We start from the raw sequence: 19,644 nt of genomic DNA, 5'->3' as shown, positions 1-19,644 counted from the left end.
GTTGCGTCGCCGGCCAGTCCGGCGGTCGCGTCAACCTGCCGCACCGGCGGACCCGCAGCGGTCAGCTCGCCGAGCATCGTGTGCCCGGGGCGGGCACGGTCAGGTCGACGAGGTACCGGTCCACCACCGCGGTCGTGCAGTCGGTGCGCTGGTAGGTGCCGTGGCCCCAGCCCTCGTAGGTGACCAGGCGTCCGTGCCGGCCGAGTTGCCGGGCGACGTTCACGGCCCAGGCGTAGCCGGTCCGGGGATCGTGCCGGGCGTTGAGCAGCAGCAGCGGCGTGCGGGTGTGCACGTTCAGCTCGTGCGGCGGGTTGCGGACCGGGGACGGCCAGCCCAGGCACGTCTGCACGGCCAGCAGGCCGGCGCCGTACCGGACGTCCGGGGCGACGGCCACGGCGTCCCGGACCAGGCCGGCGTAGTCGGTGTAGTCGCGCACACGCGCCGGCCAGTCCGCGCAGAACGCCGCGACCGAGAGCGGGAAGTTCACCTCCGGTGGCGGCGTACCGGCGGCCATGTCCCGCACGATCACCGCGAGTTGCGGCCAACGCGGACCGGCGAGCAGGCCGAGCGCCACAGCGGTGACGTCGAAGGCGGTACGGGGGGCGTACTCGCCCCGGTCCGCGCGGGCCAGCGCCTGCGCCCAGACCGCCCGCACGTCGCGTGCGTGGAGCACGCACTCCGGCGACCTGTCGCACCAGGACACGAACTCGTCGAACGAGTCCTGCAACGCGGCGGCCTGCGTCCGCACGAAGGAGCGCACGTCGAGGCTGTGGTCGAACACGCCCTCCAGCACGACGGCCCGCACGCGGCCGGGATACCGCTCGGCGTACTGCTGGCCCAGCAGCGTGCCGTACGAGCTGCCGTGGAAGGACAGCCGCCGCTCCCCCAGCGCCCGCCGCAACGCGTCGAGGTCACGGACGGTGCTGAGCGTGTCGGCGTGGTCGAACACCGGGCTGGTCGGACGGCACCTGCGCCACAGCGCCTGGTTGTAGGCCACCGCGGCGTCGAAGTCGGCCTGACCGGTCAGCGGGACGGCCGGCTTGCGCAGCGCCGGATCCGGGGCGCAGACCGGCGCGGCGGTGCGGGCCACGGTACGCGGGTCGAAACTGACCAGGTCGAACCGGTCCAGCAACTCGTCGCTGAACCGGTCGCCCTTGCGGATCCGTTCCACTCCCGAGTCGCCGGGGCCTCCCGGCCCGAACACCAGCGTGCCCACCCGCTGCTCCGGCAGGCGCGCGGACCGGCGTGCCACGGCGAGGTCGACCGTCGGACCGTACGGCCGGGCCCAGTCCACCGGCACCCGCAGCCGGGCGCACCGCACGCGTTCATCCGGCGGGACGTCCGGCAGGTCGTCGGCGCACTCGCTCCACACGAGCCGCTGCGGCGGAAGCCCGGCGCGCGCCGCGCCGGGCAGTCCCGCCAGGACGGTGAGCGCGGCCAGAGCGACGGCCACGGTACGTCGGAACACGGCACCTCCCGGTGTCTTGGATGCCCGTCGATTCTTCAGCGGCGTCCCACCCGAGTCCCATACGGAAACGCCCCGATATGCCCCTCGGGTCTTTCCCCCACTCCGTCCCTGACGGGCCGAAGGACGGGCAGGCGAGCCGCACCGTGGCGGTCTAGCATCGGGCGATGACGTCGTCCCTGGACCGCCTGCCGAAGATCAGCGCGCCGGCCACGCGGGCGCTGACCGCGGTCGGCTACACCACGCTGCGCCGGCTCGCCGGGGTGCCGCGCGCGGAGCTGGCCCGCCTGCACGGCATGGGACCGAAGGCGCTGGGCGTCATCGAGGCCGCCCTCGCCGAGCACGACCTGCGGCTGAGCTGACAAGGCGATCGCGATGCCGCTCGGCAGACTCCACCACCTGATCGTCGACTGCCCGGATCCGATGACCGAGGCACGCTTCTGGAGCGCGGTCCTCGGCGACCCGATCACGTACGCGGACGACGACTTCGCCGTGGTGTCGGCCGGTACGGCGGTGTCCGGGCTGGCGTTCCAGCGCGTCGCCGACCTGGTTGCGCCGACGTGGCCGGATCCGGCGGTGCCGCAGCAGATGCACCTCGACGTGATGGTCGACGACCAGGAGGCGGTGGGTACGGCGGTGCTCGCGCTGGGCGCGCGGCGGCTGCCGGGCGACCACGTGTACGCCGACCCGGCCGGTCACCCGTTCTGTCTGATCCCGCGCCCCACCTGGGCGCCGCCGGTCGGCGGGCCCGCGTGACCGACGACCGACGCGTACGCCGGGTCCGCCCCTACCACTGGGGTGCCGTCTACCTCAGCGACGCCCTCTGCGAGACCGACTTCGACATCGACTTCCACGCCGGGGACGCGCCGGTGTTCGCCACGACGCACCACGTCGCGGTCGTGGTCGCCTCCGCCGCCGTGGCGGACGAGGGAGAGGCAGATGTCACCCTCGACATCCGGGTGACGTCGCAGCGCGTCACGGGGCACCCGCACGAGGTGACACTGGACGTCCCGTCCGGGCGGCTCTACGTCGGCGACGCCGACGACAACGACGAGATCGAGTTGGCGCCGGGCCGCTGGCTGCTGCAGTTCGCCGTGGACGACGCGACGGAGGCCCGGCACGTCGAGCTGGTGGTGTCACCGCTCTGACCGGTCACGGCCTCTCCTGGTAGGAGATGAACTCCAGCAGGCTTCCGTCCGGGTCGCGGAAGTAGACGCTGGTCCCGGTGCCACCGGCGCCGACCCGCCGGACCGGTCCCGTCTCCACCTCGACGTCGTGCCGCCGCAGGTGCGCCACCGCCTCCTCGATCGGCCCGGCCCAGACGAAACAGATGTCGCTGTTGCCCGGACGGACGGGAATCCGGGCCACGTTGCCGCCGAGGTCGAGACCCGGCCCGTGCACGCTCAACCGGTGGGGGCCGATCCGGAAGGCGACGCGGTCGCCGCCGACGCCGATCACCTCGGCGCCGACGACGTCGCGATAGAAGTCGGTGGCGGCCCGCCAGTCGGACACGGCGATGACGACGTGGTCCAGTCCGGTCACGGGCGCCATGCGATCACCCTATTGGCCGGACGGCGTCCCCTCCCCCGGATCCGCCGAGACCGCCGCCGGTTGGCCCGCCTTCAGGTGCCGGGCGAAGAACCGGTTCGCGGCGTCCCCCTCGAACCACGGCACGCCGGTGTGCCCGCCCATGTTGGCGTGCAGCGTCTTCTCCGACGAGCCGAAGGCGTCGAACAGGTCCAGCGCCATCCGCCGGTCGTTGCCCTCGTCGTCCCACTGCAACAGGACGTGCAGCGGAATGGTGACCCGCCGGGCCTCCTCGATGATGGCGCGCGGCACGAAGCTTCCGGCGAACAGGAGCGCGGCCACGATGCGCGGTTCGACCACCGCCAGCCGTACGCCGATCGAGATCACCCCGCCGGCGTACCCGACCGGGCCGCCGACCTCGGGCAGCGCGAGGAGCGCGTCCAGCGCGGCCCGGCACTCCGGGACCGCCTCCTCCACCAGCGGCAGGACGAGCCGGTCGACCACCTCGTCGGCGACCCGCTCGCCGGCTGCCAGTGCCCGGCGCAGGTCGGCGCGGGCCTGCTCGGCGGCGGCGGACGCGGGCCGGTCGCCACCGCCGGGCAGTTCGATGGTGGCGGCGGCGAAGCCCTGTTCGACGCAGCCCTGCGCCCGGGCCGCCAGGCGGGGATACATCCGGCGCAGTCCGCCGGGGTGGCCGAGCAGGATCAGCGGGGCCGGCGCCGACGTGGAGGCGGGCGTCCACAGGATGCCCGGGATCTCGCCGAGGGTGAACTCGCGTTCGCGGACGCCGTCGGCGAGGCGCTGTTCGGAGGTGAAGCGCATGGTCGTGCCTTTCGGGAGTGCGACGGCGCTCCCGGACGACCTATCGCCCGGCCGTGACCCCCGAGGGGAGCACCCATGTCGATACTGCGGTCACGGGTACCACCTCCCTCGTTCTCCGGCACGGCCACCGGCAAGGTAACAGCGCTCGCCGGGCGGGCCAACCGGTTTATCGCGGCGTGATCCGCGCCGGACCGTCAGCCGCGCTCGAAGCCGGCGAAGACGACCGCCAGCGTCCGGGCTTGCAGGTGCTCGTCCCATCCGCCGTGCAGCGCGCCCTGGCACATGCCGGTGAGCAGCGCCATCACCTCGGGGAGCCGCACCGAGTCGGCGACGGTTCCGTCGGCCCGGGCCTGTTCCAGCAGCCTGCCCACCGCCTCCTCCAGGTGACCTACCGCTTCCGGAAGCCGGATGTCCACCCCGGATCCGGCGAGCAGTTCGACTGCCGTCTTCTTCGCGGCGGCCTGTGCCACCGTGTGTCTGAAGAACCCGAAGAGGTCGTGTCGTCCCGCCTCCTCGGCGAGCTGCGCGAGCAGTCGCTTCATGAGCGCGGCGAGCAGGTCCTCCTTGGTGGGGAAATGACGGAAGACCGTGCCGATGGCGACGCCGGCCCGGCGGGCCACCTCCTCGGTGGAGGCCCGGGCGCCGAACTCGGCGAAGACCGCCTCGGCGGCGTCCAGGATGCGTACCCGGTTGCGTTGCGCGTCGGCGCGCAGGGGCGGACCCTCTACCAAAGTGAGTCTCCACTCATTATTCTCGGAGCCACAAGTCGAGTCATGACTCATTATCGCGGAGCCGACGTGACACCACAGCAGATCTTCGAGAGCATGCGCGCCAGGTGGCTGGCGAACCTGCCCACCTTCGAGGCGGATTCGCTGGCCGACGACGTGGTGATCGAGACGCCCTTCGCCGCGCCCGGCCACCCGACCCGCACCGAGGGGAAGCAACCCGTTCTCGAGTACACGCGAGCGGGCCGGGCGTCGTTCCCGGTGCGGTTCGACGAGTGCCGCGGCGTGGTCGTACACGAGACCGCCGATCCCGAGGTGATCGTGGTCGAGTACGAACTCGTCGGCACACACACGGTGACCGGGGTGACCGCGTCCGCGCCGTTCATCGGGGTGTTGCGGACCCGGGACGGCAAGCTGGCCCACTGGCGCGAATATCAGCACACACTCGCCATCGCCGGGGCCGCCGGCCCGGCACGAGCCGGCATCAGCGCCGCGGCTCAGGTGGTCGGTGTCGGCGACGGGGCGAACGGCCACGGCTGCGGCCCGAACAGCGCCGTGCACGCGGACAGGAGCCCGCGCTGCGCCTCGGCCATACGGGCGTCGACCGGGCCGGTGTCCTCGTTCGGGTCGTTGCGGACGAACATGTCCCCGGATTCCTTCGCCGCCACCGCCAGCCGTTCGCCGGCGTCCCGGACGCCCGGGTCGGCCGCCTTGCGGGCACGCATGGCGATCGGCGAGTTCGAGGTGAAGCGGACGTCCTGCTGCTCGACCACCCGGGCCACCATGTTGCACGCACCGGCCGCGACCTTGTCCGCGGGCGCGGTCGAGCCGGCCTGAGGAGCGGCCGAGGCCGACGCGGACGACGACGGGGTGGCGGACGTCGACGGCGTGGGTTCCGAGGGCGCACACGCGGAGACGACGAACAGCAGGGAGAGCGCGGCGAGTTCACGTTTCACCGCACGAGGCTAGCGATCATGGTAGGCGTGGCCTCCGTCCGGGTGCCCCGCCCACCGTCGTCGCGTCGACATCGGACCGGTCAGCGGCCCGCCGCGCGGAGCATCGCCTCCGTCTCAGGGTCGGGCATGACCTCCCGGACCTCCTGGGCGCAGCGGCACGAGACGGCGATCTTGGCGGCCCACTTCAGCGCCTCGTCGCGTGAGGCCACGTCGAGGACCACAAACCCGCCGATGACCTCCTTGGTCTCCGGGAACGGCCCGTCGGTGACCACCCCGTCCGTGTCCACGATGCTGGCCTGCTGGCGTTCGAGCCCGGTGCCGTACACGAACACGCCAGCGTTCACGGCCTCCTGGATGACCGCGTGCGCGTCCTTGCCCACCTGGGGGATCTCCTCCGCGGGGATGTGGTCCATCGCGCCGTCGTTGAACGAGATCAGGTACCGCGGCATGCCATGACTCCCTTGTCCGGGCGGCCGGTCCGGCCGCCTCTCACCCGTCCTACGAACGAGCCGACCCGGATCCGACGTTATACGCCGCTCGACGTTATGCGCCGCTCGGATTCAGTGCGCTTCGAGAACGAAGAAGATGAAGCAGAGGAAGGCCGTACGGCCGTCGAGTTCCGGGGGCAGCAGCTCGCGCGGCGTGTCGGGCGAGAACGGCGGTTCGCTGATCACCGAGAGCCGGAAACCCGCGTCGGTGAACGCCGCCGTCATCGCGTGCAGCGGCCGGTGCCAGTAGGTGAGCGTGGCGCGCTGCCCGTCGAAGTCGTACTCCTCTGACCAGCTCGCGACGGCGAAGTAGTCGGCGTCCGGGAACGCCACCTCGTACCCGATCGGATGGTTCACCGACACCAGGAGCCGGCCGCCGGGACGCAGCACACGGCGCAGCTCGGCCAACGGCGCGGTCCAGTCCTCCAAGTAGTGCAGCACCAGCGACACGATCACGTCGTCGAACGCGCCGTCGGCGAGCGGCAGCGGCGCGCCCAGGTCGGCCACCAGCAGCGTCGCGTCCCCGCCGAGCCGCTCGCGGGCCAGCTCCACCATCGCCGGGCTGCCGTCGAAGCCGGTCACGACGGCCCCGCGCGCGGCGAGCGCCTCGGACAGCGGGGCGGTGCCACAGCCCGCGTCGAGGATCCGCCGGCCCCGCACGTCCCCGGCGAGTTCCAGCATCGCGGGCCGCTCGTAGTAGGCGTTGAACAGGCTGGACTCGTTCTCCGCGGCGTACCGCTCGGCGAAGCCGTCGTAGTGGTCCGGCCTCACCGGGCCGCCTCAGCGGGTGGAATGGGCACGGCGGTGCCGGTCACCGCGATCCCGGCGCCGGGATCGGCGGGGATGCCGACGGTGAGCAGGCTCGGGCGGCCCATGTCCTCGCCCTGCCGCACGGTGACTGTGGCGGGCGGCCGCACCAGGCCCATCTCGCGCAGGTAACCGCCGCACGCGGCGGCCGCCGCGCCGGTCGCCGCGTCCTCGACCACGCCGCCGGGCGGGAACGGATTGCGCGCGTGGAACACCAGCGGGGACTCGCGATGCACCAGGTCGATCGTCGTCCAGTCCCGCTCGGCCATCAGCGCGCTCAGCGCCGCCATGTCGTAGTCCAGGTCCGCCAGGCGCCGCCGGGTCGCGGCGGCCACGATCGGATGCCAGGCCCCGGCGTACGCGACACGCGGCGGCAGCATCGCGTCGAGATCGTCCGGCGACCAGCGCAACGCGGCGAGCAGCGCCGCGAGGTCGCCCGCGGCAAGGGGTACGGTGCGCGGCGCGACGCTGGTGAGCGTGGCGGTGGTGGTGCCGTCGGCCTGCGCGCTCGTGGCGACCTCGACCAGTCCGGCGCGGGTGTCCAGGTGCAGCGCGCCGGGGCCGTGCCGCTGCGCGTACGCGACCGCGGACGCGATGGTCGCGTGGCCGCAGAACGGCACCTCCGCCTTCGGGCTGAAGTAGCGCACCGTGAACCGTCCGCCCTCGCCGGGCACGAGGAAGGCCGTCTCGGAGTAGCCGACCTGCGCCGCCACCCGCTGCATCTCCGCGTCGCCCGCCCCGGTGGCGTCGAGCACGACACCGGCCGGGTTGCCGCCGGCGGGATCGGCGGTGAACGCCGCGTATCGGAGAACGTCCATGATCATGAGCCTAGCGCCGGTGGCCCGGCTCGTGGGCCCCCGTGACGAGCCACGCGGAACTACTCTCCGGGCATGCCCAGCTTCGAGATCACCCCCATCGGCACGGTCCGCAACGACCGGACGGACATCCAGGACAGCGACAACTGGGGCGCCGTCCGCAGCACGATCGTCGTCGACGAACGTTTCGGCGAGGCGTGCCTGCAGGGCCTGGAGGAGTTCTCGCACGTGGAGGTCGTGTTCGTCTTCGACCGGTTCCCGGACGGCGGCGACCACCGCGAGCCCCGTCCCTACCGGGGCCGGGCCGACCTGCCGCCGATGGGCGTGTTCGCCGGCCGTGGTCCCCGTCGGCCGAACCGGATCGGCGTGACGTGCTGCCGCATCGAGTCGGTCCACGGCCGGGAACTGACGGTGGTGGGCCTCGACGCGGTGTCCGGCACGCCGGTCATCGACCTGAAGCCGGTGCTGGTGGAGTTCGTCCCCACGAACGTCCGGCAGCCGGAGTGGGTCAGCAGCATGATGTCCGACTACTTCCGGCCGTAGCGTCGGCGCGGCGCCTCACCGCAGCAGCCTCTCCGTGAGGTCCATCAACCGCTCGGCGTCATGAGGGTCGAGGGTCGGGAAACCGGGCGGAAGTTGCTTCCCCCGGTCGACGGCGGTCACCGGCGCGGTCGGCTGCGCGTCCAGGAACCGGTGAATCGGCGCCACCGCGTCCGCGACGGACCGGGCGGCGACCGCCGCCGCCACCGCGAGCAGCCCCCGTACCACGAGCGGGAGCGCGCTACGGTCACCGCTCCTGGTGAACCCGGGATGGTAGAGCACGTATCGGGCGCGGCTACCGGACCGCTGGGCGAAGCCCACGCCGAGCAGGTCGTTGGCCCGCCCGGCCTGCAACTGGGCGGCGACGGCCGAGTAGCCCTCCCTCATCTGGGGATCGGCCCAGCGCACCTCGCCTCTCGTGACCCCGACACCGGCGACGTTCACGATCACCGGCCGGGTCGCCCGGTCCAGGGCCGGACGCAGACCGAAACTGAGCAGGTAGCGGCTGACGTAGTAGAGCGCGAACGTACGCTCCAGTCCCTCCACCGTCTCGATGCGACGCGGCGTCACCGCATTGGCGAACAGCGTCAACGCGTCCACGACCTGGTGCTCGCCGAGGATGTGCTCGATGACCTGCCGCGTCTCGGCCGTGCTGGACAGATCGACGGGAAGGAAGGCGATCAGGCCGCCGGCCATCGCCTCGCCACGTGCACGGTTGCGGCCGAGCACCAGGACGCGGTCGCCATGTTCGGCCCGCCCCAGGGCGAACGCACGCCCCATTCCGTTCGTGCCGCCACTGACCACCACGACGCCCACGTCGCCCCCTTATCGTGTGCTCATCGACCTGCCCCATCCTGGGCAGCAGGCCGGCGGAGGCGAAAGAAGGCACTTTCATGTCCACAGGTGACACCGATGTGAGTGCCTCGCTGCTCGATCATCGGCTGCCGGTGCCGGTTCCGGCCGGCGAGTACGACCGCTGTCCGGTCACCGACCTGCTGCGGCGGGTGAGCGACAAGTGGACGCTGTTGCTGATCACCCTGCTCGGCCGGCATCCGCACCGGTTCAACGAGTTGCACCGCGCCGTGGAGGGCATCAGCCCGCGCATGCTCAGCCGGACACTGCGTGCGCTGGAAAGCGACGGCCTGGTCGAGCGTGAGGTGTTTCCGACGGTGCCGCCGGGCGTCGAGTACCGGCTGACGCCACTCGGTGTCAGCCTTCTGGAGCCGCTTTCCGCGCTGGCCGACTGGGCGGTCGCTCACCACGCCGAGATCGTCGCGGTTCGTCAGCGACCCGCCTGATACACCCCGCGCTCATCCGGCCGCCGATCTGGAATGCTGCGTCCATGCCGTCCTTCCCGCCCACCTTCTCCGCCGAAGTCGTCGCGCAGCCGATCCAGGCCCAGTTCGAGGCGTTTCTCGACGAACACCGCGACGCGCTCGACCGCTGCCTGGACGGACTGACCGAGGAACAGGCGCGCCGATCGTTGGTGGCCTCCCGCACCACGCTGCTGGGTCTGGTGAAGCACGCCACCTTCGTCGAGAAGGTCTGGTTCGACGAAGCCGTCACGGGCCGGTCTCGCGCCGAGATCGGCATCCCGGAGCGGTCGGAGGACTCGTTCCTCCTCGACGACGGCGACACGATCGCCGGGGTCCGGCAGGCCTACCGCGACGCCCGGGACGCGTCACGCCGGGCGACCTCCACGCGAGGTCTGGATGACATTCTCACCGGGCACCGACGGGGCCCGCTTCCGCTGCGGTGGGTGTATCTCCACGTCCTGCGCGAGCTCGCCCAGCACTGCGGGCACGCGGACATCCTCCGGGAGCAGATCCTCGACGGATAGCGTGCGGGGTCACGCGCCGGGTTCACCGGTGAGCGAGCCGGGGGCACGCATCCGCCACGCGTCGGTGACGAGTTCCGTCAGACGCTCGACGCCGACGCGCGCCAGCCGCAGCATGACCAGGGGCAACCCGTCGTACGCGGGGGTGGTGAAGAAGAGGTCGGGCTCACCGAGGAGCAGGGCCTGTTTCTCCGCCTCGTCGCCCACGTACAGCACGGCGATGTCGGTGCGGATGCGCCGCGGCTTCCCGGGCGTACGTTCGGGATAGGACCAGACGAACCCCTTGCCGGCGACACGGAAGTCGAAGCCGTCACTGTCGATCTCGACCACGTCGGGCAGCGACAACGCCACCCGACGCACGTCGTCCGCGTCAACCATGACGGTCACCCCGGGACCCCGCCTTCCACACCGGCACAGCCTAGCCAGCGCGCCGCCCCTCGGCGGGCGGGTCCGGACCGCGGCGCCTTGCCGCCGGGTGCGATGGTCGTGGCGGACATCAGACCGTCTCGGCTGCGGGGGTGGAGCAACGTGAGTACCGCCATCTGGGGTGGGGTGGAGATCCGGCCGCACGGCCCGGGTTCGCCGTGGGAGCTGACCGACATCAGCCTGCGGGAGATCCCCACCAACTACGAGGCCTTCGGCCTGCTGTTCGGTGTGCGCAACTACGCCGGGTTCGAGCCGGTCGCGCCCGGCCGTGGCCTGCCGGACGACGTCAGCGCGAACCTGCGCGCTCGCCACCTCACCGACCGCCATCACGACCCCACGTGGGTGTCGTGGGCGGAGGTGGCACGCATCGACTGGAACGCGCGATCCCCTCGGGTCGACGACCGGATCCACGTGTACGACCTGACCGCTGAGGGACCGCGCTACCGGAGCAAGGCCACCCGGCACGGGCGAGCCTGGCGCGAGGTAGCCGGCGAGCACGCGGATCACCGGGGCAGCACTTACCCGGAGGGCACCGAATGGCGCTCGGGAAACGTGATGTGGCGGGTGGAGCGCCTGTCCAACAGCGATGCGCTGCAGCGTGACCCGGCGCTGCGCGCGGTGCTGGAAGGCATGCGCGAGCTGGCCGAACGGCACGGCGAGGGCAACGTACGACTCGTCGTCTGGTTCGACAGCTGACGCCTACCCGTACAGGTGCACGCGGTGGTCGACGTCGCGGTCCGGCGCGCCGAAGGATGCCACCGCACCGTGTCCGACGTGCACCAGCCACTCCTCGTAGTACCAGCTCGGATCGCACCCGCAGCCGGTGAACCGGAAGTTGGCCCGGTAGCGGCCGACCTGCCCGGGGGCGAGCGTGAACAGCCGTGCCGACGCCGACGGGCGCGGAAACGCCGCCGACCCCGGCAGCCGGTCCACGACGATGCACGCCTGGCCACGCCCGAGCCAGAGCCCGGCCTCGCGGGCCAGCGCGACGTCTCCGGCGCGTACCCCGTCCCGGTGTTCGTAGCCGGCTGCCCGGTCGGCTAGCACGTCGTGGACGACCACCTCGCCCTCCGGCAGTGCCCGGGGCAGCGGCATCGCCCGGACCAGTCCACGGCGGGCGTTCGCCGCGGGCGCGCCGCGAGCGTCGGCGGTCCACCGGACGCGGACCCGCTGGATGAGGATCACCGCCCAGGTGTACCCGCGCTGCCCGGCGCGCGCCAGCGGAAAAGGGAGAACTCTCCCCCGCCGCAGCCGTCCTTCCGGTCATCACCCTGGCCGTTCCCGATGGTCAGATGGTGAATCCGCCGTCGACGTTCACAGTCGCGCCGGTGACGTAACGCCCGTCCGGGCCGGCGAGGAACGCCACCGCGGCGGCCACGTCGGCCGGCTGCGCGTAGTGGCCGAGGGCGGTGAACCCGTTGATCGTGTCCGCGTTCGGGCCGTCGGCCGGGTTCAGCTCGGTGTCCGTGGCGCCGGGGTTCACCAGGTTCACGGTGATCGCTCGACCGCCGAGTTCGCGCCCGAGCGCCTTGGTCAGACCGATCAGGGCGGTCTTGCTCATCGCGTAGAGCGAGAAGCCCGGGAAGACCGCCCGCTCGGCCGTGTTGCTGCCGATGTTGACGATCCGCCCGCCCGCCGACATGTGGCGCACCGCGGCCTGCGAGGCGACGAACGGTGCCCGGACGTTCACCGCGACTGTCTGCTCGAACTCGTCGAGACTCAGCTGCTCCAGTTGCCCGAGCAGGAACGCGCCCGCGTTGTTGACCAGGATGTCCAACCGGCCCAGTTCCCCGGCCGCCCGGTCCACCGCCGCGCCGATGCCACGGCCACCACCGGTGACGAGAGCTACCTTGCCGTCGAGTGCGTTGTTCACGGGAGGAAGCCTGGTCGACGTCGGGCCGTCTGTCCGGCGGGGATCGGACGCCGCGTTCGCGCTCGGTCAGCGGCGCACCCGGTACCGCAGGTGAAGCACCCGCTCGCCCGGGAGCACGACGTCCGGATCCTCCAGCAGGTGCTGCGCGTCGACCGACCCGAAGAAGCGCTTGCCGGACCCGAACACGACGGGTACGACGTCCATGCGTACCTCGTCGACCAGGCCCGCGGCGAGCGCCTGGCCGCCGACGTCACCGGCGGCGACCTCGACGATGCGGTCCCCCGCAAGTTCCTGCGCCTTGGCCACTGCCGCCTCGACGCCGTCGACGAAGTGGAACGGCGCGCCGGGGTTCCAACCCTCGGGCGGCGGCCGGTGCGTCACGACGACCACGTGGTCGATGCCGCTCGGCGGCGTCCCGTCCCAGCCGTCGGTCAGGTCGAACACGTGCCGCCCGACGACAGTCACCCCGATCTGATCCCAGTACGGCCGGACGTAGTCGTGGGACGTCTGCGACACCCGCAACGCGCCGCTGTCGTCCAGCGGGACGTCCCCGCTGGTCAACCAGTCGAACAGCGGCCCGGGCTGGTCGTTGTCGTCCGCGACGAAGCCGTCCACCGACACCGAGCTGTACAGGACCACAGTGCCCACGCCGACTTCTCCTCTTCCTTGGGTGGCCCCCAAGTTAGCGGGCCGCGGGCCGCCGTTCTTGTAGGAAATCAATCGGCCGGCAGCGACCAGCCGTCGATCACGTGGCCGGGGTGTTCGCGCAGGAACCGCCGCCGGACCTCGACGTACCGGGTGGGTGTGAGGCCGGTGAACGCCCGGAACTCGTGGCCGAAGTGGGCCTGGTCGAAGTAGCCCGCGTCGCTTGCCAGCTCGCCCCAGTCGACCGGCCGGGCGGGGTCGATCGCGAACACGGCGGCGGCGAAGCGGTAGGTGCGGGCCAGCCGCTTCGGTGTGACGCCGACGATTTCCTTGAACCGCTGCGTCAGATGGGTGCTGCTGACACCGGCCGCCGTCCTCAGGTTGCCGATCGGCACCGCGCCGCTGGTCGCCGCGATGACGCCGCTCGTGTGCCGGACCAGCCCCAGGCCGGTGGTATCGGACAGCCGTCGCCTCAGCTCCTCCTCGAGCAGCGTCAGCATCTCGTGCGGCCCGTCGGCCGTGGCCAGCCGGTCGCGCAGCTCGGCGACGGCGGGCCGGCCCCAGACCTGCTCCAGCGTCACGGGCCGGTCGCACAGCTCGGCCGCCGGCATCGGCAGGAACGGCGCCAGGCCCCACGGCTTGACGTGTACGCCGACGGACCGGGTCGGGCGCGGGTAACCGAACTCGAACGCGCGGGTGGGCGTGGTGATCACGCAGCCGTCGGCGTACTCGGTGGTCTCGATGTCGGTGCCACCGCGGACGCGGAACGGCGCGCCGAGGTTGACGATGAGCAGCGCCGCCGGCATCGGCGGCAGCGTCAGCCGGGGGTACGGGGGCGTGCCCGCCAGGTAGTAGAGGTCGTCGATCAGCCCGTCCAGCGGCGGCCCCGGCAGTCTGGACACGTACTCCACGTCCACAGCATCGCGGACGCCCCGCCGTCACCGCCGACGCCCCGCCGGGATCGACTCACGAACGGCCGCGCCGCCCTTGCTGTGCGGCGGCGGGATGAGTCGTTCGCCGAGGGCGAGTGCGAGGGCGACAGCGCTGAGCAGGGCGCCGACCAACATCGTGCCGGCGGCACCGTGGCTTTCCAGTACGAGGGCCCCGAGAAAGGCGCCGCCGGTGATGCCGACGTTGACGGCGGCGGACAGCGTCGCAGCGGCGAGATCGGAGCGGCCGGGCGCCACCTGAAGGACGAGGCCGCCGAGCGCCGCGGTGAACGCGGCGAACCCCAGGCCGGCGAGTGCGATCAGGACGACGGCAACCGCCGGGTGGTGGCCGAACGCGTACAGGCCGAGCAGCGCCACACACTGCAGTGCAACCGTCGCGACCAGGGCGGACCACGGGCTGCGGTCGACCATCGGTCCGGCGGCGAGGATGCCGAGGACGCTGGCGACGCCGCGCGCCAGCAGGATGGTCGCGATCGACGCGGCGGGCAATCCGGTGACCTCGGTGACGAACAGGGCGATGTAGGTGTAGCCGGCGATGGCGCCGGCGGTCGACAGGACGGCCACGACGACCAGGAGCCAGAACCGGCGGGAGTCGGGGGTTCTGCCCCGGCCGGCGTGTCCCTGTGCCGGCCCCGTCGACGGCAGCAACCAGGCCACCACGGCGAAGACGAGCACACCGAGCCCGGCCACCGCCAGGAACGATGCCCGCCAGCCGGCACGTTCACCCAGCCAGGTGCCCGCGGGCACGGCCAGGACGAGGGCGACGTTGCCGCCGGCGAACACGATCGCGACCACCCGTCCGTGCAGTCCGGGCCGGAACAGCTCAGCCGCGGTCGGCACAACGACCGCCCAGAACAACGCATGAGTGGCCGCGGTGGCGATCCTGGCTGCCATCAGCATGGTGAACGTACTCGCGAACACCGTGATCGCGTTGCTGACGACGAAGCCGGCCAGGAGCGCCGACAGCAGCCGTCGGCGAGGAACTCTGCGCACCAGCGCCGTCAACGGGACCGAGGCGACCATCACCACCGCGCCGTACACGGTGACGAGCATGCCCACTTGGGACGGCGGAACGGCCAGGTCCACGGCCATCGGCAACAGCAGCCCGATCGGCAGCGCCTCGGCTGCGGTGTAGAGGAACGTTCCGCCGGCGAGGCCGATCAGCGCGCCCACTGCCCGCCGGTGTGCGTGCGCCTGGCCCATTGTTACCCCCTAAACCGGCTATGACGGAAACACTCTAGGAAGGCTCCTCGTCACGGGGCAACTGGTAAAGTCGGTTTTGATGGAAACAGCAAGGGTTACGCGGATGCGCCTGGTCGGCGGCGACCTCGCGCTGGACTTCCTCAACACCCGCGCCGGCCCACCCGTCGGGCCTCCGGACGACGACGTGCTCACCGGCTACGCCGAGCTGATCGCCTGGAGCGTGTACGCGGGCACCCTCACCGAAACGCAGGCGGCGGCGTTGCGCCGGCTGTCCCGCGGCAGTCCGGACAGCGCCCACACCGTCTTCGCGCAGGCACTTCGCACCCGTGACTACCTGGACGAGGTGTTCCGGCCACTGGCCGCCGGCGAGGACCCGGGCGCAGCGGCGCTGACCCGGCTGCGCGACGACGAAGCCGACGCGCTCGCCCACGCACAGCTCATGCGCGGGAAGACATTCGCATGGTCCTGGCGGGACGACCACACGCTTGCCCGGCCCTTACGGCCGGTGGTCCATGCTGCGGTCCAGCTTCTCACCACGGGTGCGCTCGATCGGATCAAGCGATGCGCGGGCTGCCGCTTCCTGTTCATCGACGAGAGCAAGAACCGCAGCCGTCGTTGGTGCAGCATGGACGACTGCGGGACCGCGGAGAAGATCCGCCGCTACGTCGAGGTACGACGCATCCGCCCCAGACGGTGAGCCCATGGCGCGAGACGGCCGGCCGCAGCGCCTTCGAGGAGCAGATGTGGGCACGCGCCGGCAGGTGGGCGGAGATCACAACGGGACGGTCGTGGCGCGCCGTGGGGCTGCGTCCCTACCGTCCGGGTCTGCTCGCGTTCTGCTGACCGCTAAGACGTCTGCGCGAGGTCTCACCCACCGGCCATGCTGGCTCCGTGGATTCGCCGAGACGCCCTACCTCCCAGGCCCTGCTCACGAACCTCTACGCGGCCTTCAACAGGCGTGACATCCCCACGCTGCTGGCCGCCATGACGCCGGACGTCTCGTGGCCCAACGGCTGGGAGGGAGGCGTCCTCAGCGGCCGGGACCAGGTAAGTGCCTACTGGCGGCGGCAGTGGGACCAGCTCGAACCCGTCGTCACACCGACGGCGTTCCGCACGGAGCCGGACGGCCGGATCGCCGTCACCGTTCATCAGGTGGTGCACGACAAAGCCGGAACGAAGCTCGCCGACCACACCGTCACGCACGTCTACCGCCTCGACGACGGCCTGGTCGCGGCGATGGAGATCCGCGAGTGACGCGACGTGCGGCGATGAGTTTCGATACGGTGCCCGGTCTGTACTCCCGTGCACCCAACCGCTGCCACCGGAGGTAGGCGTGAAGCTTCTTCTCACATCCGCGGGCGTTCAGAACCCGAGCATTCACGATGCGCTGGTCGGCCTGCTGGGCAAGCCGGTCGCCGAGTCCAACGCGCTCTGCATCCCCACGGCCGCCTACCCGATGGGCGGGCCGGCCTCGGCCTGGCGTTTCATCACCGGTCAGACGCCGCTGCCGATGACCGGCCTCGGTTGGAAGTCGCTGGGCGTCCTGGAGCTGACCGCGCTACCGAGCATCGGCCAGGAGCGGTGGGTTCCCTGGGTCCGCGAGGCGGACGTCATACTGGTGCACGGCGGTGACGCGACGTACCTGTGCCACTGGATGCGGCAGTCCGGGCTGGCGGGCCTGCTGCCGTCGCTGCCTGACACCGTCTGGGTGGGGTTGAGCGCGGGGAGCATGGTGCTGACCCCGCGTGTCGGGACGGACTTCGTCGAGTGGCAGTCCGCGCCTGACGACCGCACGCTGGGGCTCGTCGACTTCTCGATCTTCCCGCACCTGGGCCTCGAACCGGACAACACCATGGCGAACGCCGAGAAGTGGGCGGCCGAGGTCGCCGGTCCGGCGTACGCGATCGACGACCAGACGGCGATCACAGTGGTCGACGGCACGGTCGAGGTCGTCTCCGAGGGGCAGTGGAGGCGGTTCCCCGCCGAGCGGTAGCTACCCGAGCAGCGCCGCCGCCGCAGCCAGCGTGGCCAGCGACAGCGTCGTCGTCACCACCACCGCCCGGTTGGCGACCGCCTCGCCGACGCCGTACTCCTGGGCGAAGATGAACGTGTTCTGCGCCGTCGGCAGGCCCGCGCACACCACCACGGCGAGCAACTGCGGCGCGGACAGGTGCAGGGCCAGGCCGGCCGCGTACGCGATGACAGGTTGTGCGACCAGCTTCAGCGCGCTGATCGCGGCCAGCTCTCCGGGCCCGGTCGGTTCCGCCCGCGACGGTGCCGCGGGGTGCAGCGACGCGCCGAGCGCGACCAGGGCGGCGGGCGCCGCGGCGCCCGCAAGCAGCGTCAGCGACGCGGCGGCCGCCGCCGGCAGACGCACACCGGCAGCGGAGCACGCGACACCGAGCAGCGACGCCAGGATCACCGGATTGCGTACGGGCAGCGAGGCGACCCGGCGCACCCGGACCCGCCCGGCCGGGTCGCTGCGCCGGTCCAGCACGACCACGATCACGGGTGCCACCACCAGCACCTGCAGCAGCACCACCACCGCCAGGAACGACACGTCGCCGAGAACCTGCGTCGCGATCGGGATGCCGAGGTTCGCCGAGTTCACGTACCCGGCGGCCATGCCCCAGATCGGCCGTTCGCCGGGCTCGCGACCGAACAGCCGGCTCGCACCGCCCCAACCGAACCCGACCACGGCGACGGTGCTCACCCCGAAGGCGAGCAACGAGCGGCCCGCGAACCCGGACAGCGGCATCCGGGCCAGGGCCAGGAACAGGGCGGCCGGCATCGCGAGCTGGAACACGAACCGGCCGAGCACCGACGCCGCTGCCTCGCCCAGCAGGCCCCAGCGACAGGACGCGTAACCGACAGCGGTGAGAATCCAGATCGGTACGAACGCCGACACCAGGCTCATGCGGGCGTCACCGGAGGGCGGGCGTTCGGTAAGCCACGCGGTCAGCCTCGCATCCCGTCCGGAACGAGCAAACGGGGTGCGGCACCGTAGAGGGCGACGAGGACGCGGTCCCGCAGGATCTCGTACTGCCGGCGGCACCGGACGGGTGGGCCCGGCGGGCGTTGCTGAACCTGACCGCCGACAACGACTTCCGACGGCTGGAACTGGTCGGCTGTCAGGTCCACCTCGCGGCCGTCGGCCAGCCGGTTCCAGTAGTGGTGGCCGACCTTGGTGTCTCCGGCGTGGACCTCGCCGAGGATCAGCTCTCCGCCGAGCAGGTCCTGAATGATCAGCGCGGTCACCCCGCACTGCCCACGGGCTGGGTTGCCGGCGTGCCAATCCTCCAGGTCGTGCGGGTCGCAGGTGTCCGCTCCCCAGCCGGCGCGCAGCACCGGCCGCAGCATCTCCAGGTCGATCGCGAGCGGGACCTCTCGTTTGTCGTGCTCCTCATACGTCACTCGGGAAGGGTCGGCCCTCGACCGGGTCGAGAGTCAAGAGATCCGACCCGTTCGACCCGGAAGGCGGCCTGATCACTTCGGACAGGTCGATGGCATCCGCGATGCCCTGGACGACCTTCAGCTCGCTTCGAAACAGCCGCTCACGCACGGATGCTGGCTGCTCGGTGAGCATGTCCGGCACACGTCCGTCGTTCGGTACGAACACCATCGTCCCGGAGTACTCACGGCAGCTCGATCACCACGCCGAGCCGACACAGCGCTCGTAAAGACGTCAGACGGTGCGTAGCAGCGGTACCTGTAGGAGTAGATCCACCGGCACATGCATTGGCGTTCCCAGCACGAGCCCCCTTCCCCGGGCTGCCAAGCGGGCCGCCATACGGATCTGCCGCGAGTTGCGTGCCGTGGCCGGCCACTGCCGGACCCCCGGCATCACCGGCGTGCCTGGCATGCGAGCGCGATGGGCGGGGCACTCCTCGGCCAAGGCGCGGACCTGGTCGGCTTCCAACTCGAACGCTTCACGGCTGCCGGTGAGCACCAACGTGTCGGCGGCGATGTCCCACCGCAGATGATCGCGGAACTCTCGATACCGGACTCGCCGGTGATCGGCGGTCAACCGCGCCGGCCACGCCTGAGCGGGTAGCACCACGGTGTGTGGCCGGCCGGTCCCCAACCGGGAACGGACCTGCTTCCACCGCGACGGCGGGAACGCGAGGCGGTGATGCAGCAACACCAGGTCGAGCGGGCGCCCCCAACTGTGATGGTGGGGACGTGTCGCGCGACGAAGGGGAAGATAGACCATCGTGTGCGGCGACCGGGCAGCCAGTCCCCACGCCAGAGCGAACAGCGTCGCTGTTTCCTTGTCGAGGCAGAACTGGGCTCCAAGAGGGCCCTCGTACAGACCGGCGAACCCCGGCGGTCGTGCCGGCCGCATGACCCGGTACCGATGGCGCCCGAGGTGAACGGTGCTGACCATCACCGGCCATTCGTGTCCGCCCAACCGTCGACCCACTCCAGCAACATGCTTCGACCCTCGTCGTATCGCTGTCCGGTGAGCATTGTCGCCAGGCCCGGCACGACACGGCGACAGAGTTACCTGACGCCGGGGAGCCCGGCTCAAGACCGAGGGTGTACTCATGCCGCCGACGTGCCGC

29 protein-coding genes are annotated in these 19,644 nt (G+C 71.6%); 11 read left to right on the top strand and 18 right to left on the bottom strand.

What is annotated here, in order from left to right; genetic code table 11:
* Window positions 1–61: 61 nt before the first annotated feature.
* Entirely contained in the window at window positions 62–1,468 is a 1,407-nt protein-coding gene (locus KBX43_RS20540) for an alpha/beta hydrolase (RefSeq protein ID WP_210886640.1), read from the bottom strand.
* 164 nt (window positions 1,469–1,632) lie between these two features.
* On the opposite strand from KBX43_RS20540, the gene KBX43_RS20535 reads away from it, so the two are divergent.
* From KBX43_RS20535 to KBX43_RS20525, 3 genes are read left to right on the top strand one after another with little or no spacing between them, the layout of a single operon-like run.
* Complete coding sequence (locus KBX43_RS20535) at window positions 1,633–1,827, top strand: DNA-binding protein (RefSeq protein WP_210886638.1); 195 nt, start codon at window positions 1,633–1,635, stop codon at window positions 1,825–1,827.
* A gap of 13 nt (window positions 1,828–1,840) precedes the next feature.
* Entirely contained in the window at window positions 1,841–2,221 is a 381-nt protein-coding gene (locus tag KBX43_RS20530) for a VOC family protein (protein ID WP_210886635.1), read from the top strand.
* Window positions 2,218–2,613 carry a hypothetical protein gene (locus KBX43_RS20525; RefSeq protein WP_104114202.1) on the top strand — a complete coding sequence of 132 codons (396 nt, stop codon included), beginning with the start codon at window positions 2,218–2,220 and terminating at the stop codon, window positions 2,611–2,613. Before KBX43_RS20530 ends, KBX43_RS20525 begins: the two co-directional genes overlap by 4 nt.
* A gap of 4 nt (window positions 2,614–2,617) precedes the next feature.
* Here KBX43_RS20525 and KBX43_RS20520 read toward each other — a convergent pair whose 3' ends face one another.
* The 3 genes from KBX43_RS20520 to KBX43_RS20510 all read right to left on the bottom strand — a co-directional run bounded on the left by KBX43_RS20520 (window position 2,618) and on the right by KBX43_RS20510 (window position 4,545).
* Entirely contained in the window at window positions 2,618–3,016 is a 399-nt protein-coding gene (locus KBX43_RS20520) for a VOC family protein (protein ID WP_210886632.1), read from the bottom strand.
* 9 nt (window positions 3,017–3,025) lie between these two features.
* Window positions 3,026–3,814 (bottom strand): alpha/beta hydrolase, encoded by a 789-nt coding sequence (locus KBX43_RS20515; RefSeq protein ID WP_210886629.1) that lies wholly within the window; start codon window positions 3,812–3,814, stop codon window positions 3,026–3,028.
* A gap of 194 nt (window positions 3,815–4,008) precedes the next feature.
* Window positions 4,009–4,545 (bottom strand): TetR/AcrR family transcriptional regulator, encoded by a 537-nt coding sequence (locus KBX43_RS20510; RefSeq protein WP_064446220.1) that lies wholly within the window; start codon window positions 4,543–4,545, stop codon window positions 4,009–4,011.
* 66 nt (window positions 4,546–4,611) lie between these two features.
* Between KBX43_RS20510 and KBX43_RS20505 the strand changes: the two genes are divergently transcribed.
* Complete coding sequence (locus KBX43_RS20505; RefSeq protein WP_210886626.1) at window positions 4,612–5,376, top strand: nuclear transport factor 2 family protein; 765 nt, start codon at window positions 4,612–4,614, stop codon at window positions 5,374–5,376.
* Window positions 5,377–5,575: 199 nt separating this feature from the next.
* Here the strand turns inward: KBX43_RS20505 and KBX43_RS20500 are convergent, their stop codons facing one another.
* The 3 genes from KBX43_RS20500 to KBX43_RS20490 all read right to left on the bottom strand — a co-directional run bounded on the left by KBX43_RS20500 (window position 5,576) and on the right by KBX43_RS20490 (window position 7,608).
* Complete coding sequence (locus tag KBX43_RS20500; protein WP_043324687.1) at window positions 5,576–5,944, bottom strand: YciI family protein; 369 nt, start codon at window positions 5,942–5,944, stop codon at window positions 5,576–5,578.
* 111 nt (window positions 5,945–6,055) lie between these two features.
* A complete protein-coding gene (locus KBX43_RS20495; RefSeq protein WP_043324689.1) occupies window positions 6,056–6,754 on the bottom strand; it encodes a class I SAM-dependent methyltransferase in 699 nt (232 codons plus the stop codon).
* Complete coding sequence (locus tag KBX43_RS20490) at window positions 6,751–7,608, bottom strand: PhzF family phenazine biosynthesis protein (RefSeq protein WP_210886623.1); 858 nt, start codon at window positions 7,606–7,608, stop codon at window positions 6,751–6,753. Before KBX43_RS20490 ends, KBX43_RS20495 begins: the two co-directional genes overlap by 4 nt.
* 72 nt (window positions 7,609–7,680) lie before the next feature.
* Between KBX43_RS20490 and KBX43_RS20485 the strand changes: the two genes are divergently transcribed.
* Window positions 7,681–8,148, top strand: a complete 468-nt coding sequence (locus KBX43_RS20485) for an SAM-dependent methyltransferase (protein WP_210886620.1) — start codon at window positions 7,681–7,683, stop codon at window positions 8,146–8,148.
* A 15-nt stretch (window positions 8,149–8,163) separates the two neighbouring features.
* On the opposite strand, the gene KBX43_RS20480 is transcribed toward KBX43_RS20485, so the two are convergent.
* Window positions 8,164–8,961: an SDR family NAD(P)-dependent oxidoreductase gene (locus tag KBX43_RS20480; RefSeq protein WP_233607803.1), complete on the bottom strand. Its 798-nt coding sequence runs from the start codon at window positions 8,959–8,961 to the stop codon at window positions 8,164–8,166.
* Between the two features lie 77 nt (window positions 8,962–9,038).
* Here KBX43_RS20480 and KBX43_RS20475 point away from each other — a divergent pair, with 77 nt between their 5' ends.
* Window positions 9,039–9,443, top strand: a complete 405-nt coding sequence (locus KBX43_RS20475; RefSeq protein WP_064446223.1) for a helix-turn-helix domain-containing protein — start codon at window positions 9,039–9,041, stop codon at window positions 9,441–9,443.
* A 44-nt stretch (window positions 9,444–9,487) separates the two neighbouring features.
* Window positions 9,488–9,985, top strand: a complete 498-nt coding sequence (locus KBX43_RS20470; protein WP_069090170.1) for a DinB family protein — start codon at window positions 9,488–9,490, stop codon at window positions 9,983–9,985.
* A gap of 9 nt (window positions 9,986–9,994) precedes the next feature.
* On the opposite strand, the gene KBX43_RS20465 is transcribed toward KBX43_RS20470, so the two are convergent.
* A complete protein-coding gene (locus tag KBX43_RS20465) occupies window positions 9,995–10,360 on the bottom strand; it encodes an MmcQ/YjbR family DNA-binding protein (RefSeq protein WP_176722920.1) in 366 nt (121 codons plus the stop codon).
* Window positions 10,361–10,510: 150 nt separating this feature from the next.
* Between KBX43_RS20465 and KBX43_RS20460 the strand changes: the two genes are divergently transcribed.
* Window positions 10,511–11,104: a hypothetical protein gene (locus tag KBX43_RS20460; protein WP_210886617.1), complete on the top strand. Its 594-nt coding sequence runs from the start codon at window positions 10,511–10,513 to the stop codon at window positions 11,102–11,104.
* A 3-nt stretch (window positions 11,105–11,107) separates the two neighbouring features.
* Here KBX43_RS20460 and KBX43_RS20455 read toward each other — a convergent pair whose 3' ends face one another.
* The 5 genes from KBX43_RS20455 to KBX43_RS20435 all read right to left on the bottom strand — a co-directional run bounded on the left by KBX43_RS20455 (window position 11,108) and on the right by KBX43_RS20435 (window position 15,049).
* Window positions 11,108–11,593, bottom strand: a complete 486-nt coding sequence (locus KBX43_RS20455; protein WP_307851560.1) for a hypothetical protein — start codon at window positions 11,591–11,593, stop codon at window positions 11,108–11,110.
* Between the two features lie 103 nt (window positions 11,594–11,696).
* Complete coding sequence (locus tag KBX43_RS20450; protein WP_069090169.1) at window positions 11,697–12,281, bottom strand: SDR family NAD(P)-dependent oxidoreductase; 585 nt, start codon at window positions 12,279–12,281, stop codon at window positions 11,697–11,699.
* A 66-nt stretch (window positions 12,282–12,347) separates the two neighbouring features.
* Entirely contained in the window at window positions 12,348–12,929 is a 582-nt protein-coding gene (locus tag KBX43_RS20445) for a dihydrofolate reductase family protein (RefSeq protein ID WP_210886614.1), read from the bottom strand.
* Window positions 12,930–12,997: 68 nt separating this feature from the next.
* Window positions 12,998–13,828: a helix-turn-helix domain-containing protein gene (locus tag KBX43_RS20440; protein ID WP_307851559.1), complete on the bottom strand. Its 831-nt coding sequence runs from the start codon at window positions 13,826–13,828 to the stop codon at window positions 12,998–13,000.
* A 36-nt stretch (window positions 13,829–13,864) separates the two neighbouring features.
* The gene (locus KBX43_RS20435) at window positions 13,865–15,049 is read right to left on the bottom strand and encodes an MFS transporter (RefSeq protein WP_210886611.1); all 1,185 of its coding nucleotides are present in this window, start codon (window positions 15,047–15,049) and stop codon (window positions 13,865–13,867) included.
* A 133-nt stretch (window positions 15,050–15,182) separates the two neighbouring features.
* On the opposite strand from KBX43_RS20435, the gene KBX43_RS20430 reads away from it, so the two are divergent.
* The 3 genes from KBX43_RS20430 (at window position 15,183) to KBX43_RS20420 (ending at window position 17,072) form a co-directional block, all read left to right on the top strand.
* Window positions 15,183–15,776 carry an ABATE domain-containing protein gene (locus KBX43_RS20430; RefSeq protein ID WP_158560000.1) on the top strand — a complete coding sequence of 198 codons (594 nt, stop codon included), beginning with the start codon at window positions 15,183–15,185 and terminating at the stop codon, window positions 15,774–15,776.
* Between the two features lie 194 nt (window positions 15,777–15,970).
* Window positions 15,971–16,333 (top strand): nuclear transport factor 2 family protein, encoded by a 363-nt coding sequence (locus KBX43_RS20425; RefSeq protein ID WP_210886608.1) that lies wholly within the window; start codon window positions 15,971–15,973, stop codon window positions 16,331–16,333.
* Between the two features lie 79 nt (window positions 16,334–16,412).
* Complete coding sequence (locus KBX43_RS20420) at window positions 16,413–17,072, top strand: Type 1 glutamine amidotransferase-like domain-containing protein (RefSeq protein ID WP_209961557.1); 660 nt, start codon at window positions 16,413–16,415, stop codon at window positions 17,070–17,072.
* Here the strand turns inward: KBX43_RS20420 and KBX43_RS20415 are convergent, their stop codons facing one another.
* The 4 genes from KBX43_RS20415 to KBX43_RS20400 all read right to left on the bottom strand — a co-directional run bounded on the left by KBX43_RS20415 (window position 17,073) and on the right by KBX43_RS20400 (window position 19,469).
* Window positions 17,073–17,996 (bottom strand): AEC family transporter, encoded by a 924-nt coding sequence (locus KBX43_RS20415; protein ID WP_210886605.1) that lies wholly within the window; start codon window positions 17,994–17,996, stop codon window positions 17,073–17,075.
* A 41-nt stretch (window positions 17,997–18,037) separates the two neighbouring features.
* The gene (locus tag KBX43_RS20410) at window positions 18,038–18,493 is read right to left on the bottom strand and encodes a hypothetical protein (protein WP_307851558.1); all 456 of its coding nucleotides are present in this window, start codon (window positions 18,491–18,493) and stop codon (window positions 18,038–18,040) included.
* Complete coding sequence (locus tag KBX43_RS20405; RefSeq protein WP_157538997.1) at window positions 18,483–18,701, bottom strand: hypothetical protein; 219 nt, start codon at window positions 18,699–18,701, stop codon at window positions 18,483–18,485. Before KBX43_RS20405 ends, KBX43_RS20410 begins: the two co-directional genes overlap by 11 nt.
* 63 nt (window positions 18,702–18,764) lie before the next feature.
* Window positions 18,765–19,469: a hypothetical protein gene (locus KBX43_RS20400; protein WP_210886602.1), complete on the bottom strand. Its 705-nt coding sequence runs from the start codon at window positions 19,467–19,469 to the stop codon at window positions 18,765–18,767.
* Window positions 19,470–19,644: the final 175 nt, after the last annotated feature.

The sequence above is a fragment of the Micromonospora sp. C41 genome (genome assembly GCF_018070485.1).
GTDB classification, from domain to species: domain Bacteria; phylum Actinomycetota; class Actinomycetes; order Mycobacteriales; family Micromonosporaceae; genus Micromonospora; species Micromonospora chalcea.
This window is presented reverse-complemented; position numbering and strand designations above follow the sequence as displayed.

What these genes read in the sequence shown, in the direction of transcription:
- KBX43_RS20535 (WP_210886638.1), top strand. Translation starts at nt 1,633, where the DNA reads ATGACGTCGTCCCTGGACCGCCTGCCGAAGATCAGCGCGCCGGCCACG.
- KBX43_RS20530 (WP_210886635.1), top strand. Translation starts at nt 1,841, where the DNA reads ATGCCGCTCGGCAGACTCCACCACCTGATCGTCGACTGCCCGGATCCG.
- KBX43_RS20520 (WP_210886632.1), bottom strand. Translation starts at nt 3,016, where the DNA reads ATGGCGCCCGTGACCGGACTGGACCACGTCGTCATCGCCGTGTCCGAC.
- KBX43_RS20515 (WP_210886629.1), bottom strand. Translation starts at nt 3,814, where the DNA reads ATGCGCTTCACCTCCGAACAGCGCCTCGCCGACGGCGTCCGCGAACGC.
- KBX43_RS20500 (WP_043324687.1), bottom strand. Translation starts at nt 5,944, where the DNA reads ATGCCGCGGTACCTGATCTCGTTCAACGACGGCGCGATGGACCACATC.
- KBX43_RS20490 (WP_210886623.1), bottom strand. Translation starts at nt 7,608, where the DNA reads ATGGACGTTCTCCGATACGCGGCGTTCACCGCCGATCCCGCCGGCGGC.
- KBX43_RS20485 (WP_210886620.1), top strand. Translation starts at nt 7,681, where the DNA reads ATGCCCAGCTTCGAGATCACCCCCATCGGCACGGTCCGCAACGACCGG.
- KBX43_RS20475 (WP_064446223.1), top strand. Translation starts at nt 9,039, where the DNA reads ATGTCCACAGGTGACACCGATGTGAGTGCCTCGCTGCTCGATCATCGG.
- KBX43_RS20470 (WP_069090170.1), top strand. Translation starts at nt 9,488, where the DNA reads ATGCCGTCCTTCCCGCCCACCTTCTCCGCCGAAGTCGTCGCGCAGCCG.
- KBX43_RS20465 (WP_176722920.1), bottom strand. Translation starts at nt 10,360, where the DNA reads ATGGTTGACGCGGACGACGTGCGTCGGGTGGCGTTGTCGCTGCCCGAC.
- KBX43_RS20430 (WP_158560000.1), top strand. Translation starts at nt 15,183, where the DNA reads ATGCGCCTGGTCGGCGGCGACCTCGCGCTGGACTTCCTCAACACCCGC.
- KBX43_RS20415 (WP_210886605.1), bottom strand. Translation starts at nt 17,996, where the DNA reads ATGAGCCTGGTGTCGGCGTTCGTACCGATCTGGATTCTCACCGCTGTC.
- KBX43_RS20405 (WP_157538997.1), bottom strand. Translation starts at nt 18,701, where the DNA reads ATGGTGTTCGTACCGAACGACGGACGTGTGCCGGACATGCTCACCGAG.